This is a genomic window from Erwinia sp. E_sp_B01_1 (assembly GCF_036865545.1).
Taxonomy (GTDB): Bacteria; Pseudomonadota; Gammaproteobacteria; order Enterobacterales; family Enterobacteriaceae; genus Erwinia.
In genome coordinates, this window is sequence record NZ_CP142208.1 from 1,743,088 (window position 1) to 1,753,725 (window position 10,638).

The window sequence follows — 10,638 nt, forward strand, 5'->3', positions numbered from 1 at the left end:
GATGCGCGGCACCCGACCGGATCCTTTCGCCCCACGCGAATGGGCACCAGGCGAAAAGCCGATGCTGCCGGGTTCCCCTTCCACGCCGCTGCATCCCACCCCTAAGCGCATCGCTTTTGGCATCATCGGCCTGCTGATCTCGATCACCGGCGCGCTGAGCAATGCGCTGGTCACGGCGAATCTCACTAATCTGCAGGGCGTATTTGGCGCCTACAGCAATGAAATTGCCTGGCTGCCTGCGGTGTATGTGATGGGAAATATCTCGATCAACCTGCTGCTGGTGAAATTCCGCCAGCAGTTCGGCCTGCGGGCTTTTACCGAGGCCTTTCTGGTGCTCTATGTGCTGGTCTCCTTTTTCCACCTGCTGGTGAACGATCTCAGTTCGGCAATTATTGTCCGTACAGCACACGGTATGGTGGGCGCGGCATTAAGTTCGCTGGGGATTTATTATCAGGTGCAGGCCTGGCCGGCGAAACACCGACTGAAAGCGCTGACTATCGGGTTAGGCGCTTCCCAGCTGGCCATCCCGCTTGCCAGGCTGTTTTCCACCGAACTTCTCCAGCTGGATGAGTGGCGGGGCCTTTACCTTTTCGAACTGGGGCTGGCGTTGGTCTGCCTCGGCGCGGTGCTGGTGCTGAAACTCCCGCCTGGCGACCGTATTAAAGTCTTTGAGAAAAAGGATTTTCTGACCTTCCTGCTGATGGCGCCGGGTATGGCGCTGTTTTGTGGCGTGCTGTCGCTGGGACGCATTGAATGGTGGACGAGTACGCCCTGGCTGGGGATCTGTCTCGCGCTGGGGCTGGTGCTGGTGGTCGCCGCCGTGGTGCTTGAACATAACCGCAGCAATCCGCTGATCAATACGCGCTGGCTGCGAACCGGGGCCATTTTCCGCCTTGGGATTGTTATGATCATGCTGCGGGTGACGCTGGCAGAACAAAACACCGGCGCAATTGGCTATCTGCAACAGGTCGGTCTGCTCAACGATCAGATGCAACATCTCGCGCTGGCCATTCTCGCGGGCGTGGTCTCCGGCATTATCGTCAGCGCGCTGACCATTAACGTCAAACATCTGAGCTGGCCAATAGTGATGTCGCTGATTCTGATCATAGTGGCCTCGTTGATGGATGCGCAGTCCAGCCCGCTGACCCGCGCCAATAATATGTATTTCAGTCAGTTCTTACTGGGCTTCAGCAGCACCTTCTTTATTGCTCCGGCGCTGTTGCTGAACATTGGTAGCGTGGTGACCCAACCGAAAAATCTGGTCAGTCTGGTGGTTCTGTTTGGCATGAGCCAGAACATCGGTGGGCTGATGGGCTCTGCGCTGCTGGGGACGTTCCAGACCTGGCGTGAAAAATATCACTCCAGCCTGCTGGGCGATCGGCTCTCCTATCTCGATCCCAACGTCACGGAGAGGCTCACGCAGTACACTAACCTTTTTAACAGCTTTATTGGTGACACCGCATTGCGCAGTGCAGAGGGCACGGTGCAGTTACAAACTGTAGCCACACTGCAGGCCAACGTACTGGCCTATAACGACACCTATCTTCTTACGGCGGGCATGGCCTTTATCACCCTGGTCTGGGTGCTGTGGCGGCTCTCCCGCCTGCGTTATCTCAACTGGCTCCAGGCAAAGCGGGACGCAGAAGCTGAACAGCGGGCCATGCAACAACCCACCTCTTCGATTAGCACGGGGCAATAATGAGTCAGCAGGAACAGAGCCAGATTTCTGAACGTGAAAGAACCAACAAACTGCGCATTTTATCGATCGCCTTTGGCGCTGGAATCGCCTTAGTGGGCGTGCTGGTGATCCTCTATGCCTGGCAGCTTCCCCCGTTTACCAGCCAGATTCAGTCCACCGAAAACGCCTATGTGCGCGGACAGGTAACCTTTATCAGCCCGCAGGTCAGCGGCTATCTCACCTCGGTGGAGGTGCTGGACTATCAGCCCGTTCATCAGGGGGACGTGATGATGACCATCGACGACCGTATTTATAAGCAGAAGGTGCACCAGGCCCAGGCGCAGCTGGAGATGAAAAAGGCCGCGCTGGCAAACAATATCCAGCAGCGGCGCAGCGCTCAGGCGGTCATTGAGCGCAACCAGGCCGCGCTGGAAAATGCCAAAGCCCAGGCGGTTAAAAGCAATCTGGACCTGAAACGTGTGGAAAATCTCGTTTCCGATGGATCTCTGTCAATCCGTGAGGGGGATGCCTCCCGCGCCAGCCACAGCCAGACCGTTGCCGATGTGCAACAGGCCAAAGCCACGCTGGATGTCTCCCGTCAGGATCTGCAAACCGTGGTGGTGAATCGTGCGTCCCTGGAAGCCGATGTGGCCAGCGCGGAGGCCGCCCTTGAGCTGGCGCAAATCGACCTGGATAACACCAGAATTATTGCACCGCGGGACGGCCAGCTGGGCCAGATTGCCGTGCGTCAGGGCGCTTACGTTACCGCAGGTACGCGTCTGACCTCGGTAGTACCCAAACAGCTCTGGGTGGTGGCTAACATGAAAGAGACGCAGATGGCACGGGTTAAGCCTGGCCTGCCGGTGCGGTTCAGAGTGGATGCGCTGGACGGGCAACACTTCGAGGGAGAGGTGGAATATATTTCACCCGCTGCCGGTTCCGAATTCAGCGCCATCTCGCCCGACAATGCCACCGGTAACTTTGTGAAGATTGCTCAGCGTATTCCTGTGCGCATCAAAATCACCAGCGCGAATAGTGGCCTGCTGCGTCCCGGCATGTCGGTAGAGGTGAATATTGATACCTCCAGCGCTGGCGAAGCCGGGGAGAAGCAATAATGCGCTGGTCTGCCTCGCTTCTGGCGGTAACAATTGCTGCCGTGCTTACCGGCTGCGCAACGGAAGTGGATAAAGCCCCCGGTTCGCTGCCCATCCCTCAGCAATGGCGTAATCAGGTAGGGCCAGCCTCGGCAGTGGAGCAGGCGTGGTGGCACGCCTTTGGCGATGCCAGCCTCAACCGGCTGGTTGATCAGGCGCTGCGTAATAACCTTGATATTCTGACTGCCCGCTCACGCGTCGATCAGTATCGTGCCGAATTAAGGGGCGCGATGGGTGATAATTTCCCCACGCTGGATGCTGGCGTAGCGGCTTCTCATGCCCGTGCTCTCTCCTCAGTCACCGGGCAGCCTTATGAGTCCGCGGTTTTCCAGGGATTACTGCAGGCCAACTATGAGGTGGATCTGTGGGGCGCGCGCAGCAGCAGTATTGATGCGGCTAAAGCCACGCTGGCCGCGCAGCAGGCCGCCGCTACCGCCGCAGAACTCACGGTGGCCAGTTCAGTGGCCTCCGGCTACATGACGCTGGTCTCTCTTGATGAGCAGTTAAAGGTCACTGAAGCCACACTTTCCTCCCGCGAGAACTCGCTGAAGCTGGCGCAAAGGCAGTATGAAACGGGCTACAGCTCGAAGCTGGAGTGGGTTCAGTCCGAATCGGAGTATCAGACGGCGAAGGCGCAGATCCCGGTACTGCAGCATCAGATTGCCCAACAGGAAAATGCCCTGAGCATCCTGGTCGGCATGAACCCAAGGGAAATTGCCCGACAAAGCCAGCCCGTTTCGCCACAAAGCCTGCCGTCTGTGTTGCCTTCTGAACTCCTGCAACGCAGACCGGACATCGTTCAGGCAGAGCGTCTGCTACTGGCAGCAGATGATTCTTTGCAGACTTCACGCGCCAGATTATTGCCATCACTGAATCTCACCGCGACCGGTACGCTGCAAAGTTCAGCACTGCACCAGCTACTGGAGAATCCTTTCCGCTTGTGGAGCGTGGGGGGAAGCGTGCTGGCGCCTTTACTGAACAGGGAAGCGCTGACCGCACAGGTCGATGTCTCCATGGCTGCGCGCAATCAGGCCTTATACAGCTATGAGAAAGTGGTGCGTAACGCGTTCAGTGAAGTGAATAACGATCTTGATGCAATTGAACGCTATAAGCAGCAGCTCACCGAGTTGCAGAAGCAGGAGCGGGTGGTGCAGGAAGCGCTGCGTATTTCCCGTAACCGTTACCAGAATGGTTATGCTTCCTTTCTGGATGAGCTGGATGCCCAGCGTACGCTTTTCAGCACGCAGCTGAACGTTGTACAGGTGAAGAATAATCTTCTGCTGGCGCAAATCGACCTTTACCGGGCGTTGGGAGGGGGCTGGAAGCCATAACGGCTGCTTAATGGGCTTCGGATTTTTAGCAACGAGTGCTACTATGCGGCCCATTATTTTGCTGGAACGCCAGCCTTGCCAGCAAAGTCTGATGGCCTGGCTTCTTTGCATGCTGATTAAGTATCCGGTTTCTGTTACTTAAAAAAATGCAAAAACATCTAAAGATTAGCGGGTTGTCTGCCGACAACCTCTTTATGCCTCTTTGCCAGACTCCACCGGGCTGCACCAGCAAATGCGGGTAAATCCTGGTGCTAAGTCGCTCAGGCAGGCGCTATGCTTTAATGCACCGATCCAGCCAGGCTGTAAAAATGCTTTAAGAAGATTTTACGTATGAAATTAGCTTTTACACTCCTCGACTGGCAGGCCAGCGCCCCCGGACTGAATGAGCAGGCTGACTGGCAACAGTGGGCAAGCCGTTCTGCGCAGATTGACGCTTCCCAACCGATGGCCAAAACGCATTTTCTGCCGATGATGACGGCCCGACGCCTGACGGGTGGAAGCCGTGCTGCCGTGGAAAGTGGTCTGGCCCTGCTGAACCGCCAGCGCGTGGATGCCATAGTGTTTACCAGCCGCCACGGTGAGCTTGAGCGAAATCTGCGTATTCTGACTTCACTGGCCCGGCAGGAGAGCCTTTCGCCGACGGATTTTGCGATGTCAGTCCACAATGCTGCGGTGGGAAGCCTGACGATTGCCGCTTCGGCACCGCTGGTCACTACCTCGCTGGCCGCTGGCGTCGACACTTTTCAGCAGGGTCTGGTTGAGGTCACCGCACTGCATTCTGCGGGCTATCAGCAGGTATTGCTGGTGGATTTCGACGGCGCAATCCCGGACTTTTATCATCCTTATCTGCCTTCTGAGCTTCTTCATTGCCCCTGGGCCGTGGGTCTGTTGCTGGCCGCAGGCGAGAAGTGCCAGTGCGTTTCGCAGCCAGCGGCCAATAAAGAAGCGGGTGAATTACCGCAAAGCCTGCAGTTTTTACATGCTTACCTGGCGCAAACCCCTGCTTTTATGCTCAGAGGCGACCGGCTAGACTGGCAGTGGCAGTGCCGTTATGCGTGACGCTGAAGGTTACCGGGCGGTGCGTGCCATGCTGAACAGGCTCTGGCGCATCATAATGACCGGCGTCTGCTTTGCATTGTTTGGCCTGGGAGGATTAGCGCTGTCGGTGGTGTGGTTTAATTTGCTGCTGCTGGTTCAGCGCGATCCCCTGCGCCGCCGCAGGCTGGCTCGCCGCAGCATCTCGTTCAGCTTCCGCTTTTTTATGCGAACCATGACCTTTCTTGGCGTGCTGGATTACCGTATTGACGGGGCCGAATTACTGCGCCGCGATCGTCGCTGCCTGATCGTCGCAAATCATCCTTCCCTGATCGACTACGTGATGCTGGCCTCGGTGATGCCGGATGTGGACTGTCTGGTAAAGGCCGGATTGCAGCGTAATCCTTTTATCAGCGGGGTGATCCGTGCGGCGGAATATCTGGTGAACAGCCAGTCAGAGACGCTGTTGCCCGACTGCCAGCAGCGGCTGGATAACGGGGAGGCAATCATGATCTTTCCGGAAGGAACCCGTACCCGCTACGGCGAGCCGCTAAAGCTCCAGCGCGGCGCGGCAAATATTGCCGTGCGCTGTGGCTGTGATTTGCGTATTGTGCACATCCGTTGCAGCCAGCGTATGCTGGATAAACAGAGCCGCTGGTATCAGGTGCCGCCCGAAAAACCCCGGTTTACCGTCACCGTAGGCGAGCGGATCGAGAGTCAACAATTTATGGCAGGGAACGAAGATGCGCAGCCGCTGGCAGCCCGTCATTTGACCCAATTTTTACAACAGGCATTAACCCCAGAACATGAATAATTATTCGGAAACAGGTATGGAACAGCTGGCGCTTGAAATAAAACAGATGATTATCGACACCCTCAATCTGGAAGAGATTGCCGCGGAAGAGATAGAGAGTGAAGCCCCGTTGTTCGGTGACGGCCTGGGGCTGGACTCTATTGATGCGCTGGAGCTGGGGCTGGCGGTGAAAAATCGCTATGGCGTGGTGCTCTCTGCGGAAAGCGAAGAGATGCGACAGCATTTTTACTCCGTCTCCACGCTGGCGGCTTTCATCCTGACTCAGCGCAAGCTGGGTGCCTGACCAAACATCGCGAGTTATTTATGCAAAAGAATGAAATTTATCAGGAAGTTACCGGCCTGCTGGTAAAACTTTTTGAACTTGATGCGGATGAGATCAAGCCTGAATCAAGGCTGTATGAAGATCTGGAACTGGACAGTATTGACGCTGTGGACATGGTGGTTCACCTGCAAAAACGCATCGGACGAAAAATTAAGCCGGAAATGTTTAAAGCTGTGCGTACCGTGCAGGATGTGGTCGACGCTGTTGATCAACTGATCCGCGAAGCGTAACGCCGCCGTTATGCACAGGCTGTTACAGGTCATCAGTGGGCTGATGATGGCGATCTGGCCTTTTATGGTCTGGCTCTCGCTGACGCACCCTGAATGGCGGTGGTTACTGCCGGTGGCAGCGGCCCTGTTTCTCCTGCGCTGGCTCGCCCTGCGTGGACAACGGGGTGCGTTACCGCTGGTAGGGAAATGGCTGGCGCTGGCCGGGGCAGGGCTGAGTCTCAGCAGCCTGTTTCTGCGTGAGCAACATTTGCTGCTCTGGTATCCGGTGATGGTGAATGGGCTGATGCTGGCGCTGTTTGGCAGTTCGCTGTTCAGCAGAATGCCGCTGGTAGAGCGTCTGGCCCGGCTGCGTGAGCCAGAATTGCCGCCCAAAGCCATCCGGTGGACCCGGCAGGTGACTCAGGTCTGGTGCCTGTTTTTTATATTTAATGGCAGCATCGCCCTGGCTACCTGCCTGATGAACAATCTTTTCTGGTGGACAGTGTGGAACGGGCTGGTCAGTTATCTGTTGATGGGGCTGCTGATGGCAGGGGAATGGCTGTTGCGCCAGCGCATGAGAAAACAGGGATGAGCACGCAGGCCAGGCCTGTGGGGCAATGGCTGACCTGCGATGCCCAGGGCATTGTGGCCCGTCGGGGAGAACAACTGTTTACCCGCCAGCAATGGCAGCGGGACATTGTTTCGCTGGGCCAACGTCTGCTTTCGCACTCTCAGCAGCGATGGGCGCTCTGTTTTGAAGAGAGTTATCTGTTCAGCGTCGCGCTGATGGCAACGCTGCACGCGGGGAAAATCCCCGTGATCCCGGGCCACTGTCGGGAGTCACTGCTCCAGGAACAGAGCAGCGAATTTGACGCTGTGCTGACCGATATCGCGTTAACTTTAGACTGTCACATTATCACGCTGACTGCCGCCGGGCCGGAGGCTGGACTTGCTGATGACGCTGGTGCTGACGCTTTAGCATGCGCAACATTCTCTGACGTTGCTGACGTTAACCCTACAGGTGAGGCTGAGCTTGCTGGCGATATCGGTAAGGTATCTTCAACTCAGGCTGATTCCCGCCCGGCGCGGTTACCGTCGTTGCCTGCTATAAGTCCCCACGCCTTTATCGTTCTCTTTACTTCCGGCTCTACTGGCGCGCCGCGCCAGATCGTCAAACCCGTAAGTTGCCTGGATGAAGAGGCTCGCTGGCTGGCCGAACGCTGGGGCCAGCGCCTGCAAGGCTGTACGGTTATCGCCTCGGTCACTCATCAGCATCTCTATGGCTTAACTTTCCGAATCATCCTGCCGCTGGCGCTTGGGCTGGTTTTTGACAGTCGCCAGGTATTCTACAGCGAACAGCTTTCGGCTCAGGATGCCAGCCTGCGTCTGGCGCTGATCAGCAGTCCGGCATTTTTACGCCGGCTCGATCGCTCCCTTGCCGCACCGGACTGCCGCTTTATTGTCTCCGCCGGTGGCGAACTGACAGGGTCTGCTGCCCGACAGGTCCGGGAGTGGCTTCAGCAGCCGGTTGATGAAATTTATGGCAGTACCGAAACGGGGGTGCTGGCAACCCGAACCCGCACCTGTGAAAGCGAGCTGTGGCAGCCGTTCAGCCGGGTGATCTTAAGCCAGGATCAACAGCAGCGCTGGTGGGCACGATCCCCGCTGATCCCGGAAGAACAGGGGTTGCGGCTGGATGATAAGCTCGAATTTAACGCGGGAAAATTCCGTCTGTGTGGCCGTTACGATCGCATAGTGAAAATCGAAGACAAACGTGTGTCACTCAGTGAAATCGAGCGCCGGTTACTGGCCTTGCCGCAGGTCACTGATGCCGTCGCGCTGTCGGTAAGCCGCCCTGAGCGCAGTGGGATTGGCGTGGTGCTGGTGCTGGATGCCGACTATGGTGAAAAAGCGCTGGCGGAATTGAAACGCCAGTGGCGTCACGAACTGCACCGCTGGCTGGAGCCGGTCGCGATGCCCCGTTACTGGCGGATTGTCAAAGCGATCCCGCATAACAGCCAGAGTAAGCGCGCATGGCCCCAAATTCAGGAGTTATTTTATGCTGCCCGTTGAAATTTCCTGCCAGCAACTCGCTGACAGCGCCGTGCTGATACTGCGAGTGGAGCCCGACCTGTTCTGGTTCCGTGGCCACTTTCCCGGCCAGCCGATCCTGCCCGGCGTCGCCCAGACGGACTGGGTGATGCACTATGGTGTGGAGCTGCTGGCCCCCGGCAAACACTTCTCCGCTATCGAAAACATCAAATTTCAGCAGCCCATTCTGCCGGGTAACACCCTGCGCCTGACGCTGAACTGGCAGGCGGAGAAAAACCGGCTGGTGTTCGATTACGAAATATTGAACGGTGAGCAGGCACTGCGCGCCAGCAGCGGGAAAATTTCCCTGTGCTGACCGCAGAGTTCAAACCCTGCGTGGTGATCCCCTGTTACAACCACGGGGCAATGATGGCTTCCGTGCTGTCACGCCTGTCGCCTTTGGGTCTACCGGTTATTATCGTCGACGATGGCAGCGATGAAATCACCCGTGCTCAGCTTGCTCCCTTACTGACGGAGCAGATTACCCTGATCCGCCTGTCTGAAAATCAGGGCAAAGGTGCCGCCGTGATGCGTGGATTACAGGCCGCCACTGCCGCCGGATTCAGCCATGCCCTGCAGGTAGATGCCGATGGACAGCATCAGATTGAGGACAGCCCGAAACTGCTGGCCGAGGCCCGTCTTCATCCGGAATGCCTGATATCGGGCCAGCCTTTGTATGATGACTCGATCCCTAAATCACGTCTGTATGGCCGCTATATCACCCATTTCTGGGTCTGGATAGAAACCCTTTCTCTGTCGATCAAAGACAGCATGTGTGGCTTCAGGGTCTACCCGCTGGCACCAGTGCAGGCGCTGAGGCACCCCATTGGGCAGCGCATGGATTTTGATACTGAGATCATGGTCCGCCTCTACTGGCGGGGGACGCCCAGCCGTTTTATTCCCACCCGCGTCACCTATCCACTGGATGGCCTCTCTCATTTCGATGCGCTGCATGACAACCTGCGGATTTCCTGGATGCACACCCGTCTGTTCTTCGGCATGCTGCCCCGAATCCCTTCGCTGCTGAAAAAGCGGCGGGATCGGCACTGGGCAGGCGTTCAGGAGCGTAAAGGCCTGGCCGGACTGAAATTCATGCTATGGGTTTACCGTACTTTTGGCCGCGGCCTGTTCACGCTGCTGCTTTGGCCGGTCACGGGCTTCTACTGGTTAAGTGGTGGGGCGCAGCGCGAGGCTTCGCGTCAGTGGTTAAAGACCATCAGCGATTATGCCAGCGAGCATAGTATTGCTCTGCCAGGTAAGCTGAACAGCTTCAGGCACTTTCTGCGCTTCGGCGAATCGATGCTGGATAAACCGGCCAGCTGGCGCGGCGATCTGCGCTGGGGGAAAGAGATCGACTTCGCACCGGGGGCTGAACAGGCTATAGCTGAGGGTAAACCGGGCGGCAAGCTGATTCTGGCTTCGCATCTGGGCGATATCGAAGCCTGCCGTGCCCTGGCTCAGCAGGTGAGTGGCCTGGTGATCAACGCGCTGGTGTTTACCGATAATGCCCAACGTTTTCGTCAGGTGATGGAAGAGATTGCCCCGCAGGCCAGCCAGCATCTGATCCCGGTGACGGAGATCGGGCCGGACACCGCCATCCTGCTGCAACAGAAGCTGGATGCCGGTGAATGGATCGCCATCGTTGGCGATCGCACCGCGGTAAACCGGCAGCGCGGTGGCGTAAGAAGGGTCATCTGGAGTCGTTTCCTGGGTAAGCCTGCGCCTTTCCCTCAGGGGCCGTTTGTGCTGGCCGCGGCGTTACGTTGCCCGGTACTGCTGATGTTTGCCCTGCGCGAAAACAGCATGCTGCGCGTGCACTGTGAACCCTTTGCCGATCCGCTGCTGTTGCCGCGTCCAACCCGCCAGCAGGCTTTACAGCAAGCTGTTGATCGCTATGCCGCGAGGCTGGAGCACCATGCGCTGCTTGCGCCGCTGGACTGGTTTAACTTTTTTGATTTCTGGCAGTTGCCGGAATCCCCGCACACTCAAGAGAAAGAGGAATAA

11 protein-coding genes are annotated in these 10,638 nt (G+C 57.3%); all 11 read left to right on the forward strand.

The genetic code is table 11. From position 1 onward, the window contains the following. Position 1: 1 nt before the first annotated feature. The 11 genes from VRC33_RS08455 (at position 2) to VRC33_RS08505 (ending at position 10,638) form a co-directional block, all read left to right on the forward strand. Positions 2-1,699: an MFS transporter gene (locus VRC33_RS08455; RefSeq protein ID WP_338562780.1), complete on the forward strand. Its 1,698-nt coding sequence runs from the start codon at positions 2-4 to the stop codon at positions 1,697-1,699. Continuing rightward, positions 1,699-2,793: an HlyD family secretion protein gene (locus tag VRC33_RS08460; protein ID WP_338562782.1), complete on the forward strand. Its 1,095-nt coding sequence runs from the start codon at positions 1,699-1,701 to the stop codon at positions 2,791-2,793. Before VRC33_RS08455 ends, VRC33_RS08460 begins: the two co-directional genes overlap by 1 nt. After that, positions 2,793-4,163, forward strand: a complete 1,371-nt coding sequence (locus VRC33_RS08465; RefSeq protein WP_338562785.1) for an efflux transporter outer membrane subunit — start codon at positions 2,793-2,795, stop codon at positions 4,161-4,163. Before VRC33_RS08460 ends, VRC33_RS08465 begins: the two co-directional genes overlap by 1 nt. Positions 4,164-4,493: 330 nt before the next feature. Next, the gene (locus VRC33_RS08470; RefSeq protein ID WP_338562787.1) at positions 4,494-5,222 is read left to right on the forward strand and encodes a beta-ketoacyl synthase chain length factor; all 729 of its coding nucleotides are present in this window, start codon (positions 4,494-4,496) and stop codon (positions 5,220-5,222) included. Beyond that, a complete protein-coding gene (locus VRC33_RS08475; RefSeq protein WP_338562789.1) occupies positions 5,215-6,012 on the forward strand; it encodes a lysophospholipid acyltransferase family protein in 798 nt (265 codons plus the stop codon). Before VRC33_RS08470 ends, VRC33_RS08475 begins: the two co-directional genes overlap by 8 nt. Positions 6,013-6,028: 16 nt before the next feature. Continuing rightward, positions 6,029-6,295 carry a phosphopantetheine-binding protein gene (locus tag VRC33_RS08480; RefSeq protein ID WP_338564175.1) on the forward strand — a complete coding sequence of 89 codons (267 nt, stop codon included), beginning with the start codon at positions 6,029-6,031 and terminating at the stop codon, positions 6,293-6,295. Between the two features lie 20 nt (positions 6,296-6,315). Continuing rightward, complete coding sequence (locus VRC33_RS08485) at positions 6,316-6,564, forward strand: acyl carrier protein (RefSeq protein WP_338562791.1); 249 nt, start codon at positions 6,316-6,318, stop codon at positions 6,562-6,564. Positions 6,565-6,574: 10 nt separating this feature from the next. Beyond that, positions 6,575-7,135, forward strand: a complete 561-nt coding sequence (locus VRC33_RS08490; protein WP_338562793.1) for a hypothetical protein — start codon at positions 6,575-6,577, stop codon at positions 7,133-7,135. Next, positions 7,099-8,616 (forward strand): AMP-binding protein, encoded by a 1,518-nt coding sequence (locus VRC33_RS08495; RefSeq protein ID WP_338562794.1) that lies wholly within the window; start codon positions 7,099-7,101, stop codon positions 8,614-8,616. Before VRC33_RS08490 ends, VRC33_RS08495 begins: the two co-directional genes overlap by 37 nt. After that, positions 8,603-8,950: a hydroxymyristoyl-ACP dehydratase gene (locus VRC33_RS08500; protein WP_338562796.1), complete on the forward strand. Its 348-nt coding sequence runs from the start codon at positions 8,603-8,605 to the stop codon at positions 8,948-8,950. Before VRC33_RS08495 ends, VRC33_RS08500 begins: the two co-directional genes overlap by 14 nt. Beyond that, positions 8,944-10,638 carry a glycosyltransferase gene (locus VRC33_RS08505; protein ID WP_338562797.1) on the forward strand — a complete coding sequence of 565 codons (1,695 nt, stop codon included), beginning with the start codon at positions 8,944-8,946 and terminating at the stop codon, positions 10,636-10,638. The genes VRC33_RS08500 and VRC33_RS08505 overlap by 7 nt, the downstream gene beginning before the upstream one ends.

What these genes read in the sequence shown, in the direction of transcription:
- VRC33_RS08500 (WP_338562796.1), top strand. Translation starts at nt 8,603, where the DNA reads ATGCTGCCCGTTGAAATTTCCTGCCAGCAACTCGCTGACAGCGCCGTG.
- VRC33_RS08495 (WP_338562794.1), top strand. Translation starts at nt 7,099, where the DNA reads ATGGCTGTTGCGCCAGCGCATGAGAAAACAGGGATGAGCACGCAGGCC.
- VRC33_RS08465 (WP_338562785.1), top strand. Translation starts at nt 2,793, where the DNA reads ATGCGCTGGTCTGCCTCGCTTCTGGCGGTAACAATTGCTGCCGTGCTT.
- VRC33_RS08455 (WP_338562780.1), top strand. Translation starts at nt 2, where the DNA reads ATGCGCGGCACCCGACCGGATCCTTTCGCCCCACGCGAATGGGCACCA.
- VRC33_RS08490 (WP_338562793.1), top strand. Translation starts at nt 6,575, where the DNA reads ATGCACAGGCTGTTACAGGTCATCAGTGGGCTGATGATGGCGATCTGG.
- VRC33_RS08460 (WP_338562782.1), top strand. Translation starts at nt 1,699, where the DNA reads ATGAGTCAGCAGGAACAGAGCCAGATTTCTGAACGTGAAAGAACCAAC.
- VRC33_RS08470 (WP_338562787.1), top strand. Translation starts at nt 4,494, where the DNA reads ATGAAATTAGCTTTTACACTCCTCGACTGGCAGGCCAGCGCCCCCGGA.
- VRC33_RS08475 (WP_338562789.1), top strand. Translation starts at nt 5,215, where the DNA reads ATGCGTGACGCTGAAGGTTACCGGGCGGTGCGTGCCATGCTGAACAGG.
- VRC33_RS08480 (WP_338564175.1), top strand. Translation starts at nt 6,029, where the DNA reads ATGGAACAGCTGGCGCTTGAAATAAAACAGATGATTATCGACACCCTC.
- VRC33_RS08485 (WP_338562791.1), top strand. Translation starts at nt 6,316, where the DNA reads ATGCAAAAGAATGAAATTTATCAGGAAGTTACCGGCCTGCTGGTAAAA.